Source organism: Rhizobium terrae, assembly GCF_003425685.1.
Classification (GTDB): domain Bacteria; phylum Pseudomonadota; class Alphaproteobacteria; order Rhizobiales; family Rhizobiaceae; genus Neorhizobium; species Neorhizobium terrae.
Genome location: NZ_QJKM01000011.1, coordinates 13,726 through 37,893, shown reverse-complemented (window position 1 = coordinate 37,893; position 24,168 = coordinate 13,726). Strand labels below are relative to the sequence as shown.

Annotated in this window: 24 protein-coding genes and 1 pseudogene; 18 read left to right on the top strand and 7 right to left on the bottom strand. The window is 57.6% G+C overall.

Annotation, left to right across the window (positions count from 1 at the left end):
• Window positions 1-37 precede the first annotated feature (37 nt).
• Window positions 38-730, bottom strand: a complete 693-nt coding sequence (locus DMO26_RS20660) for a GntR family transcriptional regulator (RefSeq protein WP_117194254.1) — start codon at window positions 728-730, stop codon at window positions 38-40.
• Window positions 731-988: 258 nt separating this feature from the next.
• Here DMO26_RS20660 and DMO26_RS20655 point away from each other — a divergent pair, with 258 nt between their 5' ends.
• The 5 genes from DMO26_RS20655 to DMO26_RS20635 are packed head-to-tail and all read left to right on the top strand — an operon-like array spanning window position 989 to window position 6,607.
• Window positions 989-2,095 carry an ABC transporter ATP-binding protein gene (locus DMO26_RS20655; protein ID WP_117194049.1) on the top strand — a complete coding sequence of 369 codons (1,107 nt, stop codon included), beginning with the start codon at window positions 989-991 and terminating at the stop codon, window positions 2,093-2,095.
• Window positions 2,092-3,000, top strand: a complete 909-nt coding sequence (locus DMO26_RS20650) for an ABC transporter permease (protein WP_117194048.1) — start codon at window positions 2,092-2,094, stop codon at window positions 2,998-3,000. Before DMO26_RS20655 ends, DMO26_RS20650 begins: the two co-directional genes overlap by 4 nt.
• Window positions 2,990-3,868: an ABC transporter permease gene (locus DMO26_RS20645; RefSeq protein ID WP_117194047.1), complete on the top strand. Its 879-nt coding sequence runs from the start codon at window positions 2,990-2,992 to the stop codon at window positions 3,866-3,868. The genes DMO26_RS20650 and DMO26_RS20645 overlap by 11 nt, the downstream gene beginning before the upstream one ends.
• Before the next feature lie 50 nt (window positions 3,869-3,918).
• A complete protein-coding gene (locus DMO26_RS20640; RefSeq protein ID WP_117194046.1) occupies window positions 3,919-5,028 on the top strand; it encodes an ABC transporter substrate-binding protein in 1,110 nt (369 codons plus the stop codon).
• 28 nt (window positions 5,029-5,056) lie between these two features.
• Window positions 5,057-6,607 (top strand): M81 family metallopeptidase, encoded by a 1,551-nt coding sequence (locus tag DMO26_RS20635; protein WP_162895000.1) that lies wholly within the window; start codon window positions 5,057-5,059, stop codon window positions 6,605-6,607.
• A 440-nt stretch (window positions 6,608-7,047) separates the two neighbouring features.
• Here the strand turns inward: DMO26_RS20635 and DMO26_RS20630 are convergent, their stop codons facing one another.
• From DMO26_RS20630 to DMO26_RS20620, 3 genes are read right to left on the bottom strand one after another with little or no spacing between them, the layout of a single operon-like run.
• Entirely contained in the window at window positions 7,048-7,557 is a 510-nt protein-coding gene (locus DMO26_RS20630; protein WP_117194044.1) for a GNAT family N-acetyltransferase, read from the bottom strand.
• Between the two features lie 25 nt (window positions 7,558-7,582).
• On the bottom strand, window positions 7,583-8,884 hold the full coding sequence (locus DMO26_RS20625) for an aspartate aminotransferase family protein (RefSeq protein ID WP_117194043.1): 1,302 nt from the start codon (window positions 8,882-8,884) through the stop codon (window positions 7,583-7,585).
• 1 nt (window position 8,885) lies between these two features.
• On the bottom strand, window positions 8,886-10,145 hold the full coding sequence (locus tag DMO26_RS20620) for an aminotransferase class I/II-fold pyridoxal phosphate-dependent enzyme (protein ID WP_117194042.1): 1,260 nt from the start codon (window positions 10,143-10,145) through the stop codon (window positions 8,886-8,888).
• 400 nt (window positions 10,146-10,545) lie between these two features.
• Here DMO26_RS20620 and DMO26_RS20615 point away from each other — a divergent pair, with 400 nt between their 5' ends.
• Entirely contained in the window at window positions 10,546-11,028 is a 483-nt protein-coding gene (locus tag DMO26_RS20615) for a helix-turn-helix domain-containing protein (protein ID WP_117194041.1), read from the top strand.
• A gap of 450 nt (window positions 11,029-11,478) precedes the next feature.
• Here the strand turns inward: DMO26_RS20615 and DMO26_RS20610 are convergent, their stop codons facing one another.
• Window positions 11,479-11,835, bottom strand: coding sequence for an I78 family peptidase inhibitor (locus DMO26_RS20610; RefSeq protein ID WP_226951379.1), 357 nt, complete (start codon window positions 11,833-11,835; stop codon window positions 11,479-11,481).
• Window positions 11,836-11,987: 152 nt separating this feature from the next.
• On the opposite strand from DMO26_RS20610, the gene DMO26_RS20605 reads away from it, so the two are divergent.
• The 9 genes from DMO26_RS20605 to eutC all read left to right on the top strand — a co-directional run bounded on the left by DMO26_RS20605 (window position 11,988) and on the right by eutC (window position 20,767).
• Complete coding sequence (locus DMO26_RS20605) at window positions 11,988-12,896, top strand: LysR family transcriptional regulator (RefSeq protein ID WP_117194039.1); 909 nt, start codon at window positions 11,988-11,990, stop codon at window positions 12,894-12,896.
• A 126-nt stretch (window positions 12,897-13,022) separates the two neighbouring features.
• Entirely contained in the window at window positions 13,023-13,826 is an 804-nt protein-coding gene (locus DMO26_RS20600) for a carbon-nitrogen hydrolase family protein (RefSeq protein ID WP_205421251.1), read from the top strand.
• Window positions 13,827-13,838: 12 nt separating this feature from the next.
• The gene (locus DMO26_RS20595; RefSeq protein WP_117194037.1) at window positions 13,839-14,504 is read left to right on the top strand and encodes an RraA family protein; all 666 of its coding nucleotides are present in this window, start codon (window positions 13,839-13,841) and stop codon (window positions 14,502-14,504) included.
• Window positions 14,505-14,567: 63 nt separating this feature from the next.
• Complete coding sequence (locus DMO26_RS20590) at window positions 14,568-15,608, top strand: ABC transporter substrate-binding protein (protein ID WP_117194036.1); 1,041 nt, start codon at window positions 14,568-14,570, stop codon at window positions 15,606-15,608.
• 43 nt (window positions 15,609-15,651) lie between these two features.
• Window positions 15,652-16,740, top strand: coding sequence for an ABC transporter ATP-binding protein (locus DMO26_RS20585; RefSeq protein WP_117194035.1), 1,089 nt, complete (start codon window positions 15,652-15,654; stop codon window positions 16,738-16,740).
• Window positions 16,737-17,618 (top strand): ABC transporter permease, encoded by an 882-nt coding sequence (locus tag DMO26_RS20580; RefSeq protein WP_117194034.1) that lies wholly within the window; start codon window positions 16,737-16,739, stop codon window positions 17,616-17,618. Before DMO26_RS20585 ends, DMO26_RS20580 begins: the two co-directional genes overlap by 4 nt.
• Window positions 17,619-17,634: 16 nt before the next feature.
• Window positions 17,635-18,429: an ABC transporter permease gene (locus tag DMO26_RS20575; RefSeq protein ID WP_117194033.1), complete on the top strand. Its 795-nt coding sequence runs from the start codon at window positions 17,635-17,637 to the stop codon at window positions 18,427-18,429.
• Between the two features lie 138 nt (window positions 18,430-18,567).
• Window positions 18,568-19,959: an ethanolamine ammonia-lyase subunit EutB gene (locus tag DMO26_RS20570; protein ID WP_117194032.1), complete on the top strand. Its 1,392-nt coding sequence runs from the start codon at window positions 18,568-18,570 to the stop codon at window positions 19,957-19,959.
• Between the two features lies 1 nt (window position 19,960).
• The gene (eutC, locus tag DMO26_RS20565; RefSeq protein WP_117194031.1) at window positions 19,961-20,767 is read left to right on the top strand and encodes an ethanolamine ammonia-lyase subunit EutC; all 807 of its coding nucleotides are present in this window, start codon (window positions 19,961-19,963) and stop codon (window positions 20,765-20,767) included.
• A 284-nt stretch (window positions 20,768-21,051) separates the two neighbouring features.
• On the opposite strand, the gene DMO26_RS20560 is transcribed toward eutC, so the two are convergent.
• Together DMO26_RS20560 and dinB are read right to left on the bottom strand one after the other, a co-directional pair.
• Entirely contained in the window at window positions 21,052-21,840 is a 789-nt protein-coding gene (locus DMO26_RS20560; RefSeq protein ID WP_226951371.1) for a DUF3800 domain-containing protein, read from the bottom strand.
• 104 nt (window positions 21,841-21,944) lie between these two features.
• Window positions 21,945-23,039, bottom strand: coding sequence for a DNA polymerase IV (dinB, locus tag DMO26_RS20555; protein ID WP_117194030.1), 1,095 nt, complete (start codon window positions 23,037-23,039; stop codon window positions 21,945-21,947).
• A gap of 78 nt (window positions 23,040-23,117) precedes the next feature.
• Between dinB and DMO26_RS34970 the strand changes: the two genes are divergently transcribed.
• From DMO26_RS34970 to DMO26_RS20540, 3 genes and pseudogenes are all read left to right on the top strand, one after another.
• A complete protein-coding gene (locus DMO26_RS34970) occupies window positions 23,118-23,408 on the top strand; it encodes a hypothetical protein (protein ID WP_162894998.1) in 291 nt (96 codons plus the stop codon).
• Window positions 23,409-23,486: 78 nt separating this feature from the next.
• A pseudogene (locus DMO26_RS20545) lies at window positions 23,487-23,939 on the top strand (ImuA family protein); the annotation flags it as partial.
• Complete coding sequence (locus DMO26_RS20540) at window positions 23,836-24,147, top strand: SOS response-associated peptidase family protein (protein WP_117194028.1); 312 nt, start codon at window positions 23,836-23,838, stop codon at window positions 24,145-24,147. The pseudogene DMO26_RS20545 and the gene DMO26_RS20540, both read left to right, overlap by 104 nt.
• Window positions 24,148-24,168: the final 21 nt, after the last annotated feature.

Sequence of the window (24,168 nt, the reverse complement as noted above, 5' to 3'; positions counted from 1 at the left end):
TTCAGTATTTGATGCAACAAAAAATCGAGGCCGACGGTTATTTTTCCGATAGGCGCTCAGAAATGACTCGCCGCAACTGACGGTATCCATCGCGAATGTCGGTCTCGATGGCGGCCCGCACCTCGGCCGGTTCATGGTTTTGGAGGCCCTCCATTGCCGCGCGATGGTTATTTGCGCCCGATCGGGTGATTGCGAAGCCTGGATAAAGGTCGTTTAAGGTTGCGCCGATCCTCAGCCACAACTGCTCGATCGTGGCAACCAAAATTGGCATGTTGGAATAGCCGTAGAGGAGGAAATGAAACTCCTTATTGGCCCAAAGTGCCTCTGGATAGTCTTTTTGATCGAGTGCCGCATTGATGCGGCCTTGGATGTTTTCCAGCCTGTCTAGCGCTCCGACCGGGAATTTTTCGGTCGCCTTCTCAGCTGCAAGCCCCTCCAGGGCAAGCCGCATGTCGGTAACCTCGCGCAGTTGCGATAGCGTCAGGCTTGGGACGACGACAGTCTTCGGGCCGGCATAGATGAGGGCGCGCTCCGTGACGAGGCGATTAAGTGCGTCGCGCGCTGGCGTGCTCGAAAGGCCAAAATCCTGAGCAATCTTCCTCACCGTCAGTTTTTCGCCAGGACGGAATGCGCCACGAATCAACTTCTCCTTGAGGGCCGTATAGGCATGGTCGCCTCGGCTGGTGCCTTTGGCGGAGCTTTGTTCCTGCTGTTCGGGCTCTTCGCTCATGACGCTTTCCATCGTTTTCGGTTAGAGTGAAATATTTTTGTTGCATCACAAAACTCAAAGACGTATTCATTCTTAAATTGCAGATGATATCTATTCAATTCGTGCGATAAATCGCGGAATATAAAGTATAAAAATTCAACTACGGTGAGAATGTAAATAAATTCATCGGCATTCACTGAGTAAAAATGGGGACATGTTCTTATATTTTTGAGGAAATTTCCTGGTTTTGCGCATAATACATGAAAGTAGGAGGTAAATATGAAGGGTGAACCGGTTATAATTGAAGGTGTTGAGAAAAGCTTTGCTGAGACACCGGTCGTTCGCGATGTGTCAATCACAGTCAAGGCAGGCGAGTTCTTGTCCTTATTGGGTCCGTCCGGTTCCGGCAAAACGACCCTGTTGATGATGATCGCAGGTTTCGAGACCCCCAATCGTGGGCGCATTAGTGTCGGAGGGCGCAATATCACCTTCGAGGCTCCCAATAAACGCGACGTCGGAATGGTGTTTCAAAGATATGCGCTGTTCCCCCATATGACGGTAGCGCAGAACATCGCTTTTCCACTGCGAATGCGCCGTGTCGGTCGCGCCCAAACACGTGAGCGGGTGAGCGCCATCTTGAATATGGTGAAGCTTGAAAGTTTTGCCGATCGGCTGCCGCAACAGCTCTCCGGCGGTCAGCAACAGCGCGTTGCGGTGGCAAGAGCATTGGTCGCCGAGCCGCCGGTGCTGCTCATGGATGAACCCTTGAGCGCTCTCGACAAAAAGCTGCGCGAAAGCCTGCAGCTCGAAATCAAACGGATCCAAAAGCGCTTAGGCGTTACGGTTGTCTACGTCACGCATGATCAGGAGGAGGCGCTGACGATGTCGGATCGCGTCGCCGTCATGGCTGACGGCCAGCTGATGCAGGTCGGGGCGCCCGTCGAGCTTTATCATCGCCCGGCCAATGTTTTTGTCGCCGGCTTCATCGGCAAGATGAATTTTCTTCACGGCGAATATCTCGGCCAAGAAGGCGACGAAGCGATCATCCGGCTTTCCGAGACGGCGGTCATGAAGTGCCCGCTTTCTACCTACCCAATTGTCGCCGGCCAGTCTGTCACAATTGCCATTCGTCCCGAAGATCTACGTGTCACCGCCAGTGCGGTCTCCAAACCGCAGGGTTTGAGAGGCAGGATCGAGGCGGCGCTGTTTGTCGGGGCCGCCTATGCCGTCTTAGTTGCGATCGATGGCCGGCCGGGTGAAGTGCTTGAGGCGCGGGTGCCGGTCAGCGGCGGATCTTCGCCTTTTACACCTGGGGACCAGGTCGACATATTTGCCGAGCCCCAGACATTGCGCCTCTTCATCGATCAAAGGAGGCAGGCGGCATGACGGCGTTCAAAAGCCTTTATCGATCGATGCGGCGTGTCTTGCCATCAATCACTCGAGCCGGATCATGGCGCCAGTATCCGATCGGCCTGTCGCTCATCTTAATCGCGCCGCTCTTCTTGTTGCTTGGCTTCGGATTTGTGTATCCCGTCGCACAGCTACTGGGGCAGAGCTTTTTTGCGCCAGAATTTGGTCTCGGCAACTATCGCCGTCTTCTGGAAACCCCACTTTATCTCAAGGTTTTGGTGCGAACCGTCACCATAGCGGCAATTGTGATGATCGCAGCCCTGATCCTTGGTTATCCGGTGGCCTTGGCGATGGCGAGGATCAGACGCAAGCTTTCAGGCTTGGTCATGGCTTGCGTTTTGCTGCCGCTTTGGACCTCAGCGCTCGTGCGCTCTTATGCCTGGATTGTGATCCTCCAGCGGCGCGGCCTGGTAAACGACCTATTGTTAGGACTTGGGGCAGTTGGCGAGCCGCTGAAGCTCATCTACACCCAAAGTGCCGTCATCGTGGCGATGACGCACGTGCTTTTGCCCTTCATGATCCTGCCGATTTTCGGAGCGATCCGTATGATCCCGCCGGAATTGGAGCAGGCAGCTCGCAACCTCGGCGCCGGACAGCTCTCCGTGTTTATTAAGATCCTGCTGCCGTTAAGCCTGCCGGGCATTTCCGCCGGTTGCCTGATGACCTTCATCTTAGCCCTTGGCTTTTACGTGACGCCGGCCCTGGTCGGTGGCCCCGGCAGCCTGCTCATGGCGACCTTGATCGGCCAGCAAACCACCGAGACGCTCGATTGGGGTTTTGCCGGCGCACTTTCGACTGTGTTGCTCTGCGTGACACTGCTGATCGTCGTCTGCTTCCGCAATGTCCTTTCCAACAATCGGGGGATTTCGAATGTCGCCTGACCTGGATTTCCCGCTTGCCGCCCGCCAAGTGGCCGATGAGAGGAGCGGAGTTTTCGTGCGCCCAAGGTTTTTTCTTTGGAAACTTATCGTTTCGGCCGCAGCAAGCCTGCTTCTATTGCTTATTCTTCTCTTCCTGGTTTTGCCGATCATCGTCATTTTTCCGATGTCGCTCGGTGGCGCCAACTATCTCGAATTTCCGCCGCGCGGACTGACATTGCGCTGGTACGAACAATATCTGTTTGATCCCGATTGGCGCGCCGCCACCCTGTTCAGCCTCAAAATCGCCCTGGCGACAACCCTTTCGGCGACACTGGTCGGCACGCTTGCCGCGATCGCCTTCGTAAGAGGCAATCTGCCGGGAAAAAGCCTGCTTCAGGCCATCACGCTCAGTCCAATGATCATTCCCCATATCGTCATCGCGGTGGCCGTGTTCATCGCGTTTTCGCCGCTCAATCTGTCGGGCAGCTTCTTTGGCTTCCTGATTGCCCACACGATGCTTGCGGTACCCTACGTCGTTTTGACCGTCGTTGCCGCCCTACAACGTTTTGACATCACGCTCGAGTTGGCGGCCCTGAACTGTGGTGCCGGTCGCATCCGAGCCTTCCTTTTGGTTGTTTTGCCCAACATCAGGGTCGGCATAACAAGTGGTGCCGTGTTTGCTTTTCTCGCCTCCTTCGACGAGGCGACCGTCGCCTTCTTTCTCTCCGGGGTCGAGGGCAAGACCATTACCCGAAAAATGTTCGAAGACATCGACTTCAACCTCACTCCGGTGATCGCGGCCGTTTCGGTAGTGCTCACCGCGATATCCCTGATCGTTATGGGCGCGTTGCAAGTCTTCAACCGTGATCCTGTTTCGGCGCGGCGCTGAGCTTAAACACATCAATAAGATCAACGAAATCAAAGGAAGGGACAGCATTCATGTCGATCATACCGACTTTTTCTTGCCGACGGACCAGCCAGGCAGCTTTCGCGCTTCGCGGCCACTTGAAGCTCGCCGCTTGCGCTATTGCGCTGTCTGTCGCCTCGGCCACCCCATCCATGGCCGACCAACAGATCGTTATCGCCACGACCGGCGGTACTTGGGAACGCCAGATGCGCGAGCATTTTTTCGACCCTTTCACCAAAGAGACCGGCATCAAGATTGTCACTGTCTCCGGGACCGGCGCGGAAAATGTCGCGCGCGTCAAGGCGATGGCGGCCACCGGCAAGGTTGAATGGGATCTCTATCAGGCCGGCGAGATCCAGGCCGCTTCTGACCTGCACCGAACGCTCAACGAGGATATGACGGCGTTTTGCAGCGATTACCGAGCCGACAAGGATCTGCTTGCCGATGCTTGCAATCGCTCCGGAGTGCTCTTCGGCTACGGAACGACCCTTATGGTCTACAACCAGGAAAGCTTTCCCAAAGGCGGCCCCGCAAGCTGGAAAGACTTTTTCGATGTTGAACGATTTCCGGGGCCCCGCGCACTGCCGAACTTCAACGATCCTTGGCGGGTCATGGCGGCCGCGCTACTTGCTGACGGCGTCGAGCCCGCCCTGCTATTTCCAATGGACATCGACCGCGCCCTCAAGAAGCTTGGTGAGCTTCGACCCCATGTCGGGCTTTGGTGGAAGACAGGGGACCAGTCGACGCAAGGGTTTCGCACAGGCGAATATGTGGTCGGGCAGATCTGGCAGACGCGGGCGGCGGCTTTGAGGCAGGAAGGGCAACCACTGGCCTGGCGCCAGGAGCAAGCCTTTTTGGTCGGCGATCGGTGGGCGTTGATCAAGAACGCCCCCAATCACGACAATGCACTGCGCTTCCTTCGTTATTTTCTTAATCATCCGGACGCCCAGGCAAGGGTTTGCGAGGCGCTGACCTGCACACCTGCCCGCTACTCGGCAGTTAGCGCGATGGGGGAGGCTGCGCGGGCCACGCTGCCAACATCGCCCGAGATATTTAATCAGCTGATCAAGCCTGATGCCGCTTGGATCAACGCCAATACCCAGCTGCTGATCGAGCGCTGGAATGAATGGAACCAACAATAGTGCCGTTTTGAAAGGTTATAGGAGATGGATGATGACATCTAAGTCTTTTCGCATCGCAGTCGGGCGGTTTTATCACGAATCCAATCGGCTCAATCCGCAGCCCGCCACCGAAGAACAGTTCGACGTGGAGCAAGGCAAAGCAATTTTTAACGCATCTGGCTCAACCTTGGCAGGGATTGTCGCGGAGCTTCAAGACAAAGCTATCATCCTGCCGACCATCTCCGTGACTGCGCCGCCTAGCGGGTTGATCGATCACGATTTTTATGAGCAGGTCACCCATGACCTTTTGGCCGAGATCGAAAGGCTAAAACCCGACGCTATCGTCCTTGATTTACATGGCGCCGCTGCCACCACGCGGCTTGCCGATCTTGAAGGAGACCTTCTTGCAAGATTGAGAGCGCTGGTTGGCCCGGCAGTTCCAATCGGTATCGGCCTCGATTTGCACGCCCATCTCACCGATGCGATGCTCCGCAATTCTAACGTGTGTATCGCCTGTAAGGAAAACCCGCATTCCGATGTGGTTGAATGCGGTGCGAAGGCCGCAAGACTTGTCCTTGAAATCCTTCGGGGCAAGCTTTTCCCCGTGATTACAACTGTACGGGTGCCGATGATCCTACCGGGAGCGGGAGAAACGGCGTCCGGCCCACTTGGCGAGATTCATCAAAAGGCGCTGACATTTTTAAAAAACTCGCCTTCTATCGTCGACATTTCGATCTACAATGTTTTCCGCTATGCCGACGACCATCATATCGGTCAAGTGGTGACGGTGATGACCAATGGAGCGGATGTCAAAGCACTGAAGGTCGCCAATGAACTTGCTGGCGATTTCTGGCGCTATCGTGAACGGTTTGAGGACCAGCTCTTGACCGTCACTGAAGCGTTTTCGAAGGTTCGCATTCAGGCCGAAGATCGGCCCTTTGTTTTGGCGGACATGGGCGACCGAATACTCGCAGGCGCGCCGGGAGATAGCGTCGTTTTATTGTCGGCGGCGTTGGACGAATTCTGCGACCTGAAGGGGGCTTTGACAATCACCGACCCCGATAATGCACAATTGGCCTGCACGGCCGGGTTAGGTACGATGGTGACGCTCGACGTAGGCGGCCAGATTACCCCCGGATTTCGGCCGCGCCGGATCACCGGCAAGGTCATTCATCTCAGCGGCGGCGATTTTACGCTCGCAGGACCCTTTCATGGCGGCGAGGCAAGTTCGCTCGGCAACACGGCCGTATTGCTTGTCAATGAGCACATCTATCTGATCTTGACCAGCAAGCCTGCCTTTAGCCACGATCCTGCGGTCTTCACCAGCCAGGGGATCAATATCGATGAGCTCGATTTCGTGGTGGTCAAGTCGGGATATCATTTTACGATGAACTTTGCTGGCATCGCGACGCCGCTTCTGGTCGCGACGCCTGGTGTTGGTTATTATAAAAAAGGCGCCTTCATCTATCAAAAGTCTCGGTTTTGGCCGGAGCATGCCGTCGATCAATCCGATGTTCGCACCGCAATCTATGGCGGCGTCATGGCCGTACTGGACGAGTCTGCACCCTTGGCGATGACCAACACCATATACACGAGGTGAGACTTACGCCCCTCCGTTTCGCCCTTGTCGTGTCGCCAAGTCCAAAGATACGGATAGCCAAAGACGGAGCCATTGGCTGGAACGTCAACCATCGGCTTCGCGCCCTTCTTCGATCAGGCGGTCGAGCTCGTACAAAATGAGGTTGACCGGCTCATGCGGAACTTGGTTCGGGCCTTAAAGCCGGTGTGGACCGCCTCTGATTTTCATGGCCTCGGGCTCGCGTAAAGAGGGCGAGGACGAACTGGACGCGCATTTTCTTAACCGCGCAAGGAAATGGCAGGTCGTAAGATCCCGCTTGGTCCATTTGAAAGGATTGGCGCCTTGTTTGACTGCCGCTTGTGTCTGTCAGCGCCGGCGAGGATCGCGCAAAGTTAGACAATGCTGGGCGATCGATCGACAACGCCTTCGTCCCTCACTTAAATCAGAGGAGGGAGCGAAGATCACTTCGGACGTTTCATTTCATAAAAGCGGAAAGTGGTGCCGTGATGTTCGGTCATGCCCATATACGAAAAGCCCAGCGTCGTCGTCATCTTCTGTGACCGGATATTCTCCGGGCGAATAACCGACACCAGCCTGGTAATCGGAAGATGATCAAAGGCATGAGCAACGATTGCCCTCAGGCTTTCAAGGGCGATCCTTTTGCCGGAGGCAAAGCCGAAGAGGCAGCAGCCGATCTCGACATCCTTTTCGTCGTACCGTCTTAAGCCCGCGCGACCGACAAAGATGAGATCACCATTGGCCTCGCGCTGGTAAAGCATCCAGAACCCGTAACCGTACCGCCGCCATTCATCGAGATAAAGCGAAAGTCTGCCATCGGATTGCTCGCGGGTCGGCATATTGCCCTCCATGATCAACTCCACCACCAAGGGATCACAATGAAGACGATAAAGGGCATCGCCATCGCGTGCGTTCACCGGCCGCATGAACAGTCGTTCGGTTTCCAGGTTCATCGTTCTTTCCAGCCCGTTGGTTGCGCTACTGATGTTCCAGTGCTCGCAATGCTGTCTTGAAGGTTCCGACCAGGCGCGAGACATCTGCTTCGCCCATTGGTGTCGAAAGGGCGCCAAGTCCGATCGGCGACAGCAAAACGCCGTTTTCGCGCATCCGGTCGATAACAAATTTTAGCCGCGGGTCGCGCGCGGCAGCGAACGTGTCGGCATAGGTGGCGATCCGTTCAGGTCCAATAAACAGGCGAAACAACGAGCCCTGACCGGTGACCGCGCCGCAGCATCCAGCCGCTGCAAGTGCCTCGGTGAGCAAAAAGCGGGTGCGAGCGCCAAGCTCGTTCAACCTGTCGAGATCACACGTGCCGAGGGTCGTCATGGCTGCCCTCCCGGCGGCCATGCTTAGCGGATTGGCGGTAAAAGTGCCGGAATGAAAAACGCGGGCACCATATGGTGAGCTTGGGTCAAACACCGCCATGTAATCGGCAGATCCCGCGACGGCGCCAATCGCCAGCCCGCCGCCGATGATCTTGCCAAAGGCGCAAAGATCGGGAAAACCTGCCGCGCAAATCGGCGCGCCGCCATAGCCAAGGCGAAAGCTCAAAACCTGATCCAGGATCAAAAGCGAGGAATGTCGACGGGTGAATTCCCGAATGAAGGCGAGGTAGGTTGCATTTACCGGGATCAGTCCGATGCGAGAGGGCAGGGGGTCGATGACAACGGCGGCCAAACGATCCGCCGCAGCTTCAAGAATTAGGCGACTTCCTTCGATATCGTTGAAGGGAATGACCAAACAATCCGATATCGCTGACGCCGCGACACCCGCATGTTCGCCTCGTGCCTGCCCGTACCCAGCTCCGCCAAGCGGCGCGGCCGTGACATTGACTTCGACAATGTCATAGTTGCCGTGATAAGCGCCTTCGCACTTGGCGATCAGGTGATGGCCAGTGAGCGCACGCGCCGCCTTGATCGCCATCATCACCGCTTCCGAACCGGTATTGGTGAACCGGATCTGCTCGAAATAGGCGACCCTTTCGACAAGTAGCTCGGCGAGCTCGATCTCGGCGATCGTTGGACCGGCAAAGCTTGATCCAAGTTCGGCCTGTCTGTGGATCGCGCGAGTAACCTCGGCATGGTTGTAACCATGGATAAGTGCAGTAAAGTTGTTCTGAAAATCGAGGTAACGTTTGCCGTCGACATCAGTGACATAAGCACCATCCCCGGAGGCGAGATAAAGCGGATGAGGTTTTTCAAAATTCGACGCCCGGGTATTTCCCCCCGGCATCACTTGCCGGGCTCTTTGATAGGCGGCGCTTGAGAGGCTGTTTGGCATCTTAATGCCCTTCGCACAGCGGCACGATATCGTGAAGCGCGTTACAAAGCCCCTCAATTTCTTCGGGCGTATGACCGGCCGTTAGACAAAGGCGAAGCCCGGCTTGACCCTCAGGCACGGTCGGAAAAAAGATGGCGGAGGTGAAGAAGCCGCGATCGACGAGCGCGCGCGCCGCACTAATCGCGCTCGCTTCATTGCCAATTCGGATAGTCCGGATCGGCAGTGGCGAACCCTGTTGATCGGTCTTGATGAGCCGGTCGAAACCTTTGATCCTTTCCTGAAGCGAAATCTGGCGGCGCAACAGTTCAGCGGTGCGGTGCAGCCTTGCCGATGCACGCGCCGCGCCAACCGCTGCGAGATTGAGAGAGGCAGAAAAAGCGTGCGCAATCGCGAAGCGACGGAAGAGCTTTTCTTGCTGCTGACTTCCAAGCATCAGCAATCCGCCGGAGGCGCCAAATCCCTTGCCGAGGGAGGCGGCGATGATTGTCCTTTCCCCGAGATCACCGGCAATTTGTGACCGCACGAAACCGTCTCCCTGGCGGCCGAACAACGAGATGCCGTGCGCATCATCGATATAAAGGAAAAGCCCATATTTCTGCTGCAGCGACAACAGCCCGTCGACAGGGGCTGCGCCGCCCATCGAATAGACGCCGTCGCAGATATAAGCAGCCACCGGGTTCTGCTTGCAGATCTGTTCGAGCATCGAAATGTCGTTGTGATCGATGGTGACGACCGTGGTTTCGGCAGCAAGTGTTGCCTTGTGGAAAGCAAGCGTCGCATGCGCGAAACGGTCGAATACCAGGACCGGTTTGTTTCCGGCAGTAAGATGGCCCGAAGCCAGCAGCGGCAGCGCGCCCATATTGGCGGCAAGGACGCTCGAATAAGTGATCACCCGCGCCTGAAAGAGATCGGCAAGATCGCTTTCCAGCAGGGTGAGTGACGCAAAGCTCATGCGCGTCCGTGCGCAGGACCAATGCAGTGCCCGGTGATCCTTGATCGCTTCGATTGCACCTTCGATGATCTCGGGGTGGTTGTCGAGGCCAAGATAGGAGCAGCGTACGAAGTCGACGAGACAGCGGTGCAAGCCCGCAATATCGATGGAAAGACGCCGTGCCGATAAAGGTCTGGCGGACAATCCCATCACCTCAGATTGATGGGCGAGGTCGAGCTGGGGAAGCGCTTTGTCGATCATCAAACGGGTGTTGCGGTGGGAGCCGGCAAGGGTGCTGCTAGATCTCGCGTCAATAGAATTGCTGATCATCTCGCTCTCCAATTCAACTGAAGCGAGCATAGGCAGGCGGGCTGGAAGATCAAAACGATATCGCTTATATCGCATTGATATATCTTAATAAGTGACAGATCTTGGGAAGATGCGTGGCAGTCCGTTTAATAAGAAAATCAGATATCGATGCTCGCAAAGCTTGCGAAAATAATCTGATACTGTATAAGAATAGTTGGGCGGCGATGCTGCCTGGGGCTTCGAATCCCCATAGGTCGGTCCGTGCCACCGCAAGGCAACACTCCTTTATGGTCGGGGAGCCTGCAGCGTATAAAATAGGCTTTGCCGAAGGCCGCAGGGGCTGAATCTATCGGCATTCGAACTCCCCGATCACCAGGTTCTTGAATTGGACGGTTGTCCATACCTGGAGGGAGGAGTTGCGATGAAATCTATGACCGCTCGTCAAACCCGGCTATCGGCAAGCTCGTCTGCCGAGGCAAGAGGCAAAACCACCGACCAGATGATCGGCCAGCAGATACGTCTGCGGCGGGGTCATCTTGGCATGACGCAAGGGGCGCTTGCGAAGCGGCTGGGAATTTCGTTTCAGCAGGTGCAGAAATACGAGACCGGCGCCAACCGAATAAACTCCTCCATGCTCTATGAGATCAGCCTGATCCTCGAGGCCCCCATCGCATTCTTTTTTGGCGCGTTGCCGGGCGTGGTAGGCGAAGAGGGAAAAATGGGGCCTCAATGGGCAGCCCGGCTCGCATATGTGTCAACGGTGGAAGGCCAGACACTCGTCGACGCCTTTCAGGATCTACCCGTCCCGGTGCAAGCGAGCATTTTGGGCATGGTGCGAACACTGGCAAGAGTGGGCCGCCTCACGACAGACCGACCGCCGCCGGTTAAGGAGGCCCTCGGGTGACAAGGCTTTAATCGGTCTGATGGTGTGATTAATTGACCCATTTAATGGCGCGAATTATGCATTGTTAGAAATTATTCAACCCATCATACTGGGTTAGATAACTGCCATTAAACTGCCAGCCATCGAAACGACTTTGGAAGCTTGTGATCCGGCTGACCATCTTCCGGCCACGCAACGCATTGCCGCAAGCGAATGGCATGAGGGACTGTCTCAGTGCGGGCGTCATTGGATTGTCAGGGGATTGTCAGGCGCTCGCCTCGTCCAGCTTCACACTTACATGGCGGAACCAACATCAAGACCGGAAAACTGGCCGAAGTCCTTGCCGCCTACGCCGCCGCCGGGCCCGCCAGTACTATGTCCATCAGGTCGGACTCTGACCCGGTTAGCGTTCATCGATTTCGTCACGGATGCTCTCGCGGATCGATGTGCAGAGGAGGACAACGCTCGAGCCTAACCGCACCGAGCACTGACAACGCGTCCGGAAGACGGATTGGTCTCGATCGTGACGCGATCTGCCCGGTAGTCGTGTGTCACCATCTGGCCCGGCTCGATCTGGCCAACGGTCTTCGCGTTCGTCAGCTTCATCGCCTCCGCGTCGGTTGGCTTTCCACCACTGACCAGGCTTGCGGCGGCGCGATCGTTACAAGGTCGCTTTATGGCGACGGTGGGGCGCTGGTCAACGCACCCGGCGAGGATAGACCGTGCGCCGGGGGCTATCGCTCGCGGTTTCCGGCTTACGCCGACGCTATGTTGCCGCGCAAGTGGATCAGGGGCGAAGGCCTGATGATCAATCGCCTCACCGCACACGAAATTCCTGACTGTCCCAGCCAATCGGTTTTCGCCCTTGTCTATACCCCGCTACAGGTCACGCGACTTGTCCCGGATAGCTATGCACAGTTGCCTGCGAAAGGACGATAACGCATTCTGGCATATCGTCGCTCGATCAGGACCTGGCGCGCATGAATTTTCGCTTCCTTGAGACCTTTTTATGGGTTGCTCGTCTTAACAGTTTCTCCCGCGCCGCAGAGCACCTCAACACGACTCAAGCCTCGGTTTCCAATCGCATCGCTGCACTTGAGCAGGAACTTGGTGTGCAGCTTTTCATCCGCGATGTGCGTGGCGTGTCCCTGACACCGACCGGCCGTCTGGCTTTTCAACAGGCCCAAAAAATTGTCAGCATGACGATCGATTTCCGCGAACTCGTCAGTAACCGGAAGGCTTTGCGCGGAACGGTGCGGATCGGTGCCGCGGATACGGTCGTCTATTCCTGGCTGCCGGCGCTGATCCGGCGGATGAACGACCGTTATCCGAGCGTCAGCCTCGAACTCACGATCGATACGAGCCTCAAGATCGCCCAGAAGATTCAGGCCGGCGAGGTCGACCTCGGCATCATCATGGGCCCGCTGCTCGGCCAGGATATCTTCAATATCGAAATCTGCACCTTTGAATCTTGCTGGGTCGCGGCCGGCGACCTCAAGCTGCCGGAAGGCGAGCTCAGTATCGAGGAAATCGCCAATTATCCGCTGCTCACATTCTCAGCAGGCTCGCAGCCGCATCGCGCCCTCATCAATCTCCTAGAGGCAAACCGTGTCGGCGATTTCCGCATCTACAATTCCAATTCGCTGTCGATCATGACGCGTCTCGTTGCCGCCGGCGTCGGCGTCGGAGCGCTTCCGGTGGTTCTGGTGCGGGATCTTATCGAGCGCGGCCAGGCGCGGATACTCGATCTGAAACCGGCGGTTCCGTCGCTGGTTTTCCATATCGTCTACCAGGATCGAGGTGATAACGCGCTGGCGCGCGCCATCACCGACATGGCGGTCGAAATTGTCGCGGAGACGCCGCTTGAAGGTGTGGTCAAGGTTGGCTAAATTTTGTGCTGCATTGCACAATGGTCAATCCATAAGCTTTTCTTATAGGCCTGGATAGGATTTTGGCGTTTGTGAGGATCCCATTGTTCCGCTCTTATGCTTTCCGCAACAGAAGAGGAGAGCAAAGTGAAAGTCTCACTTGTTCAGATGAATTCACAGAACGACAAGGCCGCCAATCTTGCGACCGCCGTTTCGATGGTTAATGAGGTCGTACAGAAAGAGCGTTCGGATCTGGTCGTTCTTCCAGAGTATTTCGCCTTTCTCGGTGATACCCCGACCGAAATGCACGACAGTGGGGAAACATTTCCGGGAGGCGAGATCTATTCGACGCTCTCTGAACTGGCGAAGGACAACGGGATCACGCTTCACGCTGGCTCTATCGTCGAGCGCGAGGGGAACCGGTTCTACAATACGACCCTGGTCTTCGGCCCCGACGGGGGCGAGCTTGCGCGCTATCGGAAAATGCATCTTTTCGACGTCGATACGCCGAATGGCATCAGCTACCGTGAATCGGATTCAGTCGCGCGGGGCGAAGAGGTTGTTACGTATAAGGCCGGCGACGTGACGGTCGGCTGCGCGATCTGCTACGATATTCGCTTTCCCGAACTTTTTCGCGCCCTGCGCGACAAGGGCGCCGATGTCATCGTACTGCCGGCAGCCTTCACGCTGGCGACCGGCAAGGACCATTGGGAAGTGTTAGCCCGGGCCCGCGCCATCGAGACTCAAACCTATTTTCTTGCGGTCGGACAGACCGGCACGCATGCCAGCGGCAAGAAGGCATGCTGGGGACATTCGATGGTCATTGACCCTTGGGGCCACATGATCGCGCAGTGCTCCGACGGCATCGGAACCACGAGCGCCTCGCTCAACCTCGCTTATACATCGACTGTTCGCGCAAATGTGCCGGTCGCCAATCATCACGTTCTCTGACCGGGCCGCTTCATGTTCGATATCCAACCCATGCCGGAGCAGATTGCTCCGGACCTCGTAGAGCTTCTTGAAAAGGTCGAAGTGGCTACGATCGGCCATGTTCTCCATTCCGGCTTCGTCGATCCGAGCATCCGCGCCGTCCTGCCGAACAAGCGGGTCGCCGGCACCGCGGTGACGCTGCGCATTCCCAATGCGGATTCGTCGCTTCTGCATTACCTGACGCAACTGGTGCGGCCAGGCGACATCGTGGTTATCGACCGTTGCGGCGATGTCCGCCACGCCTGCTGGGGCGGCGTCATCACCAATGCGATGAAGCTCGGCGGCGTCAAGGCCGGCGTCATCGATGGGCCAGCCACCGACTTCTCGGAATTCACCAAGGTTGACATGCCGATGTGGTGCCGCGGGCCGTCGCCGATCACCACCAAGATCCTCGGCCTCGAAGGGGCGCTAAACGTCCCGGTGAGCGTCGGCGGACAGGTCATTCATCCGGGCGATGCGGTTCTCTGCGACGAAAGCGGCGTGGTCGCACTGCGGCCGACAGAAGCGCGCGCCATCGCAGAGCGTGCCATCTCGATGCAGGAAGCCGAAATTGTCCTGCTTCAGCGGCTGCGGGCGGGAGAGAAGCTGCCGGATATTTCCGGTGCGACGAAGCTCGTTGAAGCAAAGCGGAGCGCCTAAGGGCGCTCCCCGACCACATAAATACCGCTCATTCAAGAGCGCAACAAAGGGAACCAAGATAAGATGAAAACGACGAATTTTCTGACTGGGATTCTGTTTCTCACCGCAACCGCCTATCCGGCCTTTTCCCAGGATACAGTGACACTGGTCGCCTATAGCGGCCTGTTCCAGGAACGTTACACAAAGGCCGTCATCCAGCCGTTCATGGCCGCCAACCCGGATATCAAGATCGAATATTACCCGTTCCCGGGATCGGCGCAGATGCTCGGGGCACTTCGCGCGCAGAAAGCCTCGCCGCAGTCGGACGTGACGATCATGGACGTCTCGGTGGCCAAGACCGGCACCGACGAAGGGCTCTTCGACAAGATCGACGAAAGCGTTTCGAAGAACGTGGTGGACCTCTACCCGAGCGCCCGTTTCGAAGGTGTCGCCGGCGTGGGCGTGACGTTCGACAATCTGGTGCTTGTCTATAACAGTCAAGCCGTCAAGACGGCGCCAACGTCTTGGAACGCACTAAAGGACAGCGCGCTCAAGGGCAAGATCGCCATGCTCGGCGCGCCGGATCTCGTCGGCATCAGCACGACGATCATCCTCGACCACATGAATGGCGGCAAGAATTACCTCCAAGGCGTCGACAAGGGCATCGCGGCGATGGCGGAAGTCGCTCCGAACATCCAGACCTGGGAGCCGAAGCCAGAAGTCTATCCGAACGTCGTCAACGGCCTGGTTTCCCTGGGCGTAGGCTGGAATGCCCGTGCGCAGGTTAATGCCGATATGTCGGAAGGGCGTCTGAAGGTTGCGCTGCCGGCAGAAGGCACGGTCCTGCAAACCAATGCCATCAATCTCATCAAGGGCGGACCATCCCAGGCAGCTGCCCGGAAGTTTGTCGATTATGCGCTCAGCCGCGCAGCCCAGGAAGCGTTCACGGCTGCAATGTATTATGCCCCGACGAACAGCAAAGCCAATGTTGCGCCTGAGGTCATCGACCGTACTGTCGTCAAGTCGATGAACAGCGTCATTCCGCTTGACTGGATTGCGCTGTCCAAGGTTCGTGACCAGATCACGCAGGAATGGCGCCGCAAGGTCATCCCGCTCAGCCGCTGATATTGGCCACCTACGAGATAGACAGAAGAAAGGCCAAGCTATCATGAGCACAACGCGTCAGAACCTTCCCGGGCATCTCTCGATTAGGGGATTGACCAAACGCTATGAGGCTATGGCCGCAGTCGACAACCTCAACCTCGACGTGGCCAAGGGTGAGCTGATTGCCTTTCTCGGCCCGTCGGGATGCGGCAAGTCGACCTCTCTCCGGATGATCGCCGGCCTCGTGCCGGCGAGTTCGGGAACCATCTCGATCGGCGGCCGCGATGTGACGAAAACGCCGCCCTACAAACGAGATATTGGGCTCGTCTTCCAGAGCTATGCGCTTTTTCCGCATATGACCGTGCTGAAGAACGTCATGTTCGGATTGGAAATGCGCAGGGTGCCGACCGCCGACGCCGAGCGCAGAGCGCGGGAGGCGATTGCGCTCGTGCGCCTGGAAGGGAAGGAGGAGCGTCGACCGGCCCAGTTGTCCGGTGGTCAACAGCAGCGCGTCGCATTGGCGCGAGCGCTCGTCATCGAGCCTTCCATCCTTCTTTTCGACGAACCTCTCTCTAACCTCGATGCCAAGCTGCGCGACGAGATGCGCGCGGAAATCCGCGATATCCAGAAGCGCCTCGGGATCACCTCGATCTTTGTGACACACGACCAGGTGGAAGCCCTGAGCATGTGCGACAAGGTTGCTGTCTTGAACGGCGGGCGGCTGGAGCAGCTCGGCACGCCTCAGGAGCTTTATGAGCAGCCCGCCACAGCTTTCGTCGCATCGTTCGTCGGGCGCACCAACCGGCTGCGCGGCAAGGCTGAAGGCGACCGCATCGATGTAGCCGGTATGACCATAAGGGCGCCGGGCAGGCATGCGGGAACTGTCGATATCATGATCCGGCCGCATCGGATGGCCATGCGGCCGATCTTGGAAAAGGCCGCTGCCGATGTGGAGCCGACCAACCGTATTCGCGGTACAATCCGGCATGTCTATTATTCCGGCGATATCCTCCAGTATGAGATCGAGGCCGCGCAGCAGATCATGACCGTCGAACAGGCAACCGCAAGCGGCGGTGCGCCGCTTGCGGAAGGTAGCGACGTGGAACTTGCCTGGCGAGTTTCCGATACGCTCGCGTTCGAGGTCAGGCAATGACGGCGGCGGCAATCATGACGGCTGTTCCTGAAAAGCGTCCGATATCCGCTGGCGCGCTCGCAACACTGCTCCTTGGGCCGATCGCCATCGTCAACGGTGTGGCTTTCGTTCTGCCGGTTTTCAACCTGCTGATGCTGTCGTTCCGGGAAGCACTTTCCGGCGGCGGACTCGGTGAAGCGTTCACCCTGGAAAATTGGACCGGGACGGTCACTGACAGCTATTATTTGGAACTGATCGGCCAGAGTATTTCCACAAGCTTGTTCATCACGTTTTTGACGCTGATCTGTTCCTATCCGATCGCTTTATACCTGCATCGTTCTCAAGGTGCCTGGCGGACATTCCTGCTCGTGCTGGTGATTTCGCCCCTGCTGACGTCCGCAGTCGTCAGGACCTATGGCTGGATCGCGATCCTCGCTGACGACGGACTGATCAACAGCATTCTCATGTATTTTGGTTCGGAAAACGGCATTCGTCTGTTATTCAACAAGACCGGTGTCGTGATCGGTCTCACCGAAATCCTGATGCCGTATATGATCCTCGCCCTGCTTGCCGGTTTCGGACGCCTCGATCATCGGATCGAGGAAGCGGCGGAGACACTTGGGGCGCCACCGTGGAAGGTATTCTGGCGGATCATCGTGCCGCTGACGATGCCGGGGATCGCTCTCGGTTGCCTCCTGTCCTTCGTGCTCGCCATCAGCTCCTTCATCACGCCGAAGCTCCTCGGTGGCGGCCGGGTATTCCTCCTGGCAACCGAAATCTACGACCAGGCGATCGTCACGCTGAATTGGCCGCTGGCGGCCACCTTGTCGATGATCATTCTGGTCGTTTTTGGCGCGGCACTGGTGTTTTATTCGCGCCTGTTGCGGGCCATTTCCTGAGGAGAGGAGACCAAAGATGGAAGAACGTCCTGTTTCCCTCAGCCTGAAGATTACCGCTTTCTTCATGTTCGCATTCCTGCTGGCGCCGGTGATCCTTGTGCTGCCGATCTCGTTTTCGGCGGATAATTTCATGACCTTTCCGCCATCCGGCTGGAGTACCAGATGGTATGTCGAATTCTTCGGCGATACCCACATGATCGGCGCGCTCGGCACGAGCACGCTCCTTGCAGTGGCCGTGACGGGGCTTTCCCTGATCATCGCCATGCCAGCGTCCTATGCGCTTGTCAGGATGCGGTTGCCGGGCGCCAACGTGCTACTGTCATTCTTCACCGCGCCGCTGCTGCTGCCTACCATCGTGCTCGGGCTGGCGATCCTGATCGTGTTCGCCGGGCATAACCTTCTCGGCACTTTCACCGGGCTGGTTATCGCCCATCTGGTCATCGTGCTGCCCTATGCCTTGCGGGTTTTGACAACATCGCTGGGGGGACTCCCCATCCCGATCGAGGAGGCGGCATCGACGCTTGGCGGCTCGCCGCTTGTCGTCTTCTTCCGCATCACACTGCCGATGATGGCACCCGGGATTGTTGCTACCTGTGCGTTGTCGTTCCTCGTATCCTTCGACGAGGCCGTCATATCGCTATTTCTGACGGGGCCGAGGATCACGACGCTGCCGGTCGCACTCTATCAGCATGTCGAAACCCAGGCGGATCCTCTAGTCGCGGCCATTTCAGTCTTGCTGATCCTGCTGACGCTTGCCGTCGTCATGATTGTCGATCGCACCGCCGGTCTGACGAAGACGTTCGTGAAGTAGCCGCCGGATATCCGGTTAAACCCGTCACCTAGACGATTTTGGCGTATGCTGACAGTTCTCACTTCGGGCGCGATCAGGTGTACCTGACATACGATAACCTGCTTTCCAGATTCGAAATTATCCCGGTTGTTCCCATCCATGTCCTATGCCACGACCATCGAGCAGACGGTTTTCCGATTTGCCGATTTGAAAGACCTTCTTGCCAAAGCAACCCCGGAACGGTCGGGCGACCAATTGGCCGGAATTGCTGCATCTGGACCGGTGGAACGGCTGGCGGCGCAGATGGCGCTTGCCGACCTGCCCTTGAAGACTTTTCTGCAGGAGGAGGTCATTTCCTCCGACGAGGACGAGGTGTCGCGTCTGATCGCCGAGCAGCACGATCCGATGGCGTTTGCGTCGATCTCCTCACTAACGGTCGGCGAGTTTCGCGAATGGCTCCTGAAGCCGGAGACCGATCAACGGGTGCTCGAAGCGGTCACCTACGGGCTCACCCCGGAAATGGTGGCGGCGGTGTCGAAGATCATGCGGCTGCAGGACCTCGTCTCGGTGGCCGCCAAGCGGGAGGTGGTCACCCGTTTTCGCAACACGATCGGCCTGCGCGGCCGGCTTTCCACCCGTAACCAGCCCAACCATCCGACCGACGACAGCCGGGGCATCGCGGCTTCGGCGATAGACGGCCTGCTGATGGGCTCGGGCGATGCCGTCATCGGCGTCAATCCGGCGACCGACGGCCTCGGCGACTATATCCGCATCGTCTCGCTGCTTGATGAATTACGCGAGAGGCTGGCGATCCCGACGCAGACCTGTTGCCTCGGCCATGTCACTACCGCGATCAAGGCAGTGCAGGCCGGCGCCCCGGTTGACCTCATATTCCAGTCGGTGGCCGGTTCCCAGAAGGCGAATACCGGCTTCGGCATCGATCTTGCGCTTCTGAAGGAAGCGCAAGAGGCAGGGCGTTCGCTGAACCGAAGCATGCCCGGCGGCAACGTCACGTATTTCGAGACCGGGCAAGGGGCGGCCCTTTCCGCCGACGCGCATTTCGGCGTCGACCAGCAGACAATGGAGGTGCGGGCCTATGCGGTCGCGCGCGAGTTCGATCCGCTGCTTGTCAATACTGTGGTCGGTTTCATCGGGCCGGAATATCTCTTCAACGGCAAGCAGATCATCCGCGCCGGTCTCGAAGACCATTTTTGTGGCAAACTTCTCGGGCTGCCGATGGGGGTGGATGTCTGCTACACGAACCATGCTGATGCTGACCAAGAGGACATGGATGCGCTCTTGACGCTTCTGTGTGCAGCGAATGTCAACTTCGTTATCACCGTGCCGGGAGCTGACGATATCATGCTGAACTACCAGTCGCTTTCCCATCACGACGCCATCTATTGCCGCGAGACGCTGAATCGTCCGCCGGCACCGGAATTCGAACGCTGGCTGCAGGAGATCGGCCTGACCGATGCCGATGGCGCTTTGGTCGGGGCCCCGGCGTTGCTAACCGGGCTGCTCGCTAACTCCAACCTTCTCGGGGCGTAAGATGGACAATCCTGCAACGAAGGTTCAGCCGGAGGGCGGTTTGGATCTGAGGGTGATGACAGAAGCGCGCGTCAGGCTTGGGCGTTTCGGCGCTGGCATGCCCACGAAGGCGTCGCTCGCCTTTCTGCTCGATCATGCGCGGGCGCGAGAGGCTGTCTGGTCACCGATGAACGGCATTGAGGTGCAGCGGCAGCTAACGGAGCTCGGGCTCGACGTTCTTTTCGTCGAGAGTCTTGCAGAAGACCGCGGTCAATATGTACGCCGGCCCGACCTCGGCCGAAGGCTGTCGGCCGCATCTGCCGGGCGGCTGGAGCGTGTCGCAGAACAGCGCGAGGGGGTCGATGTAGTCATCACCATTGCAGACGGTCTTTCTTCCAGCGCTGTGGATATCAATGCCGTCGCTGTCGTAAAGGCAATCGTCCACCGCCTTCGAGGTCTCGGCTTTTCGCTGGCGCCAATCATTCTGGCCAGCCAGGCGCGGGTTGCCTTGTCCGATCCGATCGGACAAGCATTGGGCGCAGGAATCTCCATCATGCTGATCGGCGAGCGCCCCGGCCTTTCCGCTGCCGACAGTCTTGGGGCCTACTTGACCTGTTCGCCCCAAACAGGAAATCTGGATTCACGCCGGAACTGCGTCTCGAATATTCGTGAAGGCGGTTTGTCAGCGGAACTGGCTGCCGAAAGCATCGTGGGTCTCGTCGCAGACATGAAAAAGACCGGGATCAGTGGTATTGGGCTGAAGGACGCCATGACGAAACTTCAAGTGCGCGGAGAGGTGACGGCTATCGCCTTCCGACAACGTGAATAGTTCGCCGTCGACGCGGAAACACTGGGCATTCCATATTCGACGACTAGCCCGGGCGCTAGTTTTCCGGGCGCATCTTCAAGCTCTTGTTTAACCGAAATAATCTCCTCGAAAGACACCGGGCGTAGGTTCAAGCCCGTTCAACTGCAAGATCATGTAGCGGCGGGGTTGGCGGCTCGCATCCCTTCCAGGTGACTGACCTTGATCCCTTGCGGTGCGGTTAGGAAGCCTATATATAGAGATCAAATGGATTGGGGTTCGTTCCCGGTCGGCGTCGTGGCCTCGGTTTACCGGGGCCTTTCGCTTTTCAAGGAAAGACTTTCAGGCCATACCACGAGCTTTGATCCTGAGGTCCCCTCCAGATCTTCGGCTGGATGATGTCGAAAGCCCGGTTGGGCTGTTGCGGGCGCAAAAATTCGCAGACCTATTGGACGTGCGATCAAATCTGCCAATTGAAGACCGGCACTGTTCGCTTGTTTTGAGACGAAGTTGATCTCGAAATCAGGCATGGATGCTCCGGCCGCCTGTAAATAGTGCTGACCGGCGGTAATCCTCCGAAACTCAAGTTCAAGTTCCAAATCTTCCTTTCCGCGTCCAGGCTTCTCGCGCGGACTGCGAGACTCGCACACGATGTGGCACTCGCCTTCGTCGTTCCTTGAGCGCAGAAACTCGTTCGCCTTCTCCAAGCAGAAGAGGAGCGCAAGCTGGTATGGGTTCTCGGGATTTGCGTATCGCCGCCTCAACGCATCCTTCCTGATAACAGCGGAAATCACCGTCATTGGGGCTGCCTCGAGGACGCTCGAAAGATCCTCCATAAATGCATTTCGAATATCGTCATATTGCAAGAAGCTGAACGGAAATCTCCGTTTCACGATGTCGCTTTCATGCAGTACGTAGCTGTCGTGACCGAACCATCTGAACTTGAAATCATGAAGCTCCCGACTGGCAAGAGCGGAATACTGGGATTTCTCGAAGATGCAGAATGACAGGACAAAAATAGGATAGTTGACGTCGATGGACGTCAGGCTGTGGTCGCCGCTCTCATCGACGTAGATAATAAAATCAGAGTAGCTCATCGCTTCGATTTAGCAGAGCCGCAACGTGGAGCACATAGATGAGACGAAAAGCAAAAGCTTGAAATTGCTTTGGGCATCAAGCGAGCACGTGTGGACGTCGATGACTACGCTAGCGGCAAAGCAAGCTGAGAGGCGGCCGTGTCAGTTATCCGCTCCAGCGAAGACAGGGTGACGCCGAGCAGGCGGATTCCCTTCCTCACGGGAAAGATCGGCTGGAGCAGGAAGCCGACGATCTCCTCCAACTCCGAAATCGACGACAGTTGCATTGGCACCGTCTTGCTGCGAGTGATCTGCTGAAAATCCGAATACTTCACCTTCAGCGTCACCGTCTTTGCGCCGATGCCGTTCGCCTCGCAATAACCCCAGACCTTCTCGATCAATGGCTGGATGCCCTCGCGGGCGGGCTGGTAGGCATGAACGTCCTCGGCAAAGGTATCCTCGGCGCCGACCGATTTGCGGACCCGATCCGGCTTGACCTGACAATTGTCGATGCCCCTGGCGATGCCATAGAAGTAGGGGCCGGACTTGCCGAAATGCTCAATCAAAAAATCGAGCTCCTTGCCGAACAGATCAGCACCCGTCTCGATGCCGAGCCGGTGCATCTTCTCGGCGGTGGCCGGACCCACCCCATGAAACTTCTTCACCGGCAGACCCTGCACAAAGGCGGGACCATTCTTCGGCGTGATCACCGCCTGGCCGTTCGGCTTGTTGAGGTCGCTCGCCATCTTGGCCAGGAACTTGTTGTAGCTGACGCCCGCCGAGGCATTCAGACCGGTGGCGGCCTTGATCTTCGCCCGGATTTCCGTGGCGATCTCGGTTGCAATCTCCATGCCCTTCAAATTTTCGGTGACGTCGAGATAAGCTTCGTCGAGCGACAACGGCTCGATCATCGGCGTGTACTCGGCGAAGATTTCGCGGATCTGCATGGAGACGGCACGGTAGACATCGAAACGCGGCCGGACGAAGATCAGCTCGGGGCATTTGCGTTTGGCTGTGACCGACGGCATGGCGGAATGGACGCCGAACTTGCGCGCCTCGTAGCTTGCCGCTGCTACGACGCCGCGGGCGACCGAGCCGCCGACGGCGACCGGCTTTCCTCGAAGCTCCGGATTGTCGCGCTGCTCGACCGACGCGTAGAAAGCATCCATGTCCACATGGATGACCTTGCGCGGCCGATCTGTGCGTTCGTCCTGGTCCATGGCTCAGCCTTCGTCCGGCGACGATACGCTCTCCACCAGACATGGGAAATAGGCGCCGCATCGGTCGCCTTCCGCCGTATGCATCCTCTCGCAGCCCACCGTCATCCGGCGGCGGAGTTCCGCAAGGGTGACCCCGGCGCCAAAGACCTTTACCAGCCGTTTCCGCTCATGATTGCCGCGACGCCGGCACAGACGGCAATCGAGTTCGATAATCGGATCCCGCACCTGGCGGAGGGTCGGGAGACCATCGACTATCACCTGCCGTCTCGGCATCAAAAAAAGTCCTCTTCAGTCATCGGCCTGAATCCACTTATTGAACCGACGATTCCACCGATGGAGCCCTGCAAAGCCGCCGTACATGCGCATTGACTCATTTTCCTGTTTAGAACAAATACAGAACATATTCGTTTCTCTCAAGTAATAACAGCTCCCGCGAAGAAGGAGACCATGAGCCAATCCGCCTCCACTGCCGTTCTTTCGGAACTGCGCGAGCGCATCGCACATCTGGAAGGCGCCGCTGGCCGCCAGAAGACAGTGCTGCCGTTTGGCGTATCCGACATCGATGACTGTCTTCCGGGAGGAGGGCTCGCCTATGGCGCCCTTCATGAGGTGGCGGGCGGCGGCAATGGTGCGGTGGATGGGGCAGCGGCCGGCCTCTTCGTCGGCGGCATTGCGGCAAGAACGAAAGGCAAGGTCGTCTGGTGTTTCACCCGCGCCGATCTCTTTGCCCCCGCTCTGGCGCAGGTCGGCCTGCATCCCGACCGGGTGATCTACGTCGAGGCCGGCCGTGAGGAGGATGTGCTCGCAAGTTTCGAGGAGGCGCTGCGCTATGGCGGTCTCGGCGCCGTTGTCGCCGAACTGGTGCGCCTGCCGATGGTCGCTTCCCGCCGCCTGCAGCTCGGAATCCTATGCGATCCTGACGACCACAGCGAATGACGATGTTGCGCCTTTCCATGAGCGGCAGATGGCCGTGCTTCGGCGTGAACAGCGGATGGCATGGCTTGATCTGACCCGCGCGGAAGCGGAAATCCTTCAGCCATTGCCGCCAGGAAGTTTCAGGGTCTCATCCCACTCGGACGGCCGCGTGCAAGCAGCGTTTGCATTTTAGGTTTCTCGGCGTGTCGTTCTC

What these genes read in the sequence shown, in the direction of transcription:
- DMO26_RS20660 (WP_117194254.1), bottom strand. Translation starts at nt 730, where the DNA reads ATGAGCGAAGAGCCCGAACAGCAGGAACAAAGCTCCGCCAAAGGCACC.
- DMO26_RS20655 (WP_117194049.1), top strand. Translation starts at nt 989, where the DNA reads ATGAAGGGTGAACCGGTTATAATTGAAGGTGTTGAGAAAAGCTTTGCT.
- DMO26_RS20650 (WP_117194048.1), top strand. Translation starts at nt 2,092, where the DNA reads ATGACGGCGTTCAAAAGCCTTTATCGATCGATGCGGCGTGTCTTGCCA.
- DMO26_RS20645 (WP_117194047.1), top strand. Translation starts at nt 2,990, where the DNA reads ATGTCGCCTGACCTGGATTTCCCGCTTGCCGCCCGCCAAGTGGCCGAT.
- DMO26_RS20640 (WP_117194046.1), top strand. Translation starts at nt 3,919, where the DNA reads ATGTCGATCATACCGACTTTTTCTTGCCGACGGACCAGCCAGGCAGCT.
- DMO26_RS20635 (WP_162895000.1), top strand. Translation starts at nt 5,057, where the DNA reads ATGATGACATCTAAGTCTTTTCGCATCGCAGTCGGGCGGTTTTATCAC.
- DMO26_RS20630 (WP_117194044.1), bottom strand. Translation starts at nt 7,557, where the DNA reads ATGAACCTGGAAACCGAACGACTGTTCATGCGGCCGGTGAACGCACGC.
- DMO26_RS20625 (WP_117194043.1), bottom strand. Translation starts at nt 8,884, where the DNA reads ATGCCAAACAGCCTCTCAAGCGCCGCCTATCAAAGAGCCCGGCAAGTG.
- DMO26_RS20620 (WP_117194042.1), bottom strand. Translation starts at nt 10,145, where the DNA reads ATGATCAGCAATTCTATTGACGCGAGATCTAGCAGCACCCTTGCCGGC.
- DMO26_RS20615 (WP_117194041.1), top strand. Translation starts at nt 10,546, where the DNA reads ATGAAATCTATGACCGCTCGTCAAACCCGGCTATCGGCAAGCTCGTCT.
- DMO26_RS20605 (WP_117194039.1), top strand. Translation starts at nt 11,988, where the DNA reads ATGAATTTTCGCTTCCTTGAGACCTTTTTATGGGTTGCTCGTCTTAAC.
- DMO26_RS20595 (WP_117194037.1), top strand. Translation starts at nt 13,839, where the DNA reads ATGTTCGATATCCAACCCATGCCGGAGCAGATTGCTCCGGACCTCGTA.
- DMO26_RS20590 (WP_117194036.1), top strand. Translation starts at nt 14,568, where the DNA reads ATGAAAACGACGAATTTTCTGACTGGGATTCTGTTTCTCACCGCAACC.
- DMO26_RS20585 (WP_117194035.1), top strand. Translation starts at nt 15,652, where the DNA reads ATGAGCACAACGCGTCAGAACCTTCCCGGGCATCTCTCGATTAGGGGA.
- DMO26_RS20580 (WP_117194034.1), top strand. Translation starts at nt 16,737, where the DNA reads ATGACGGCGGCGGCAATCATGACGGCTGTTCCTGAAAAGCGTCCGATA.
- DMO26_RS20575 (WP_117194033.1), top strand. Translation starts at nt 17,635, where the DNA reads ATGGAAGAACGTCCTGTTTCCCTCAGCCTGAAGATTACCGCTTTCTTC.
- DMO26_RS20570 (WP_117194032.1), top strand. Translation starts at nt 18,568, where the DNA reads ATGTCCTATGCCACGACCATCGAGCAGACGGTTTTCCGATTTGCCGAT.
- eutC (WP_117194031.1), top strand. Translation starts at nt 19,961, where the DNA reads ATGGACAATCCTGCAACGAAGGTTCAGCCGGAGGGCGGTTTGGATCTG.
- DMO26_RS20560 (WP_226951371.1), bottom strand. Translation starts at nt 21,840, where the DNA reads ATGAGCTACTCTGATTTTATTATCTACGTCGATGAGAGCGGCGACCAC.
- dinB (WP_117194030.1), bottom strand. Translation starts at nt 23,039, where the DNA reads ATGGACCAGGACGAACGCACAGATCGGCCGCGCAAGGTCATCCATGTG.
- DMO26_RS34970 (WP_162894998.1), top strand. Translation starts at nt 23,118, where the DNA reads ATGCATCCTCTCGCAGCCCACCGTCATCCGGCGGCGGAGTTCCGCAAG.
- DMO26_RS20540 (WP_117194028.1), top strand. Translation starts at nt 23,836, where the DNA reads ATGTGCTCGCAAGTTTCGAGGAGGCGCTGCGCTATGGCGGTCTCGGCG.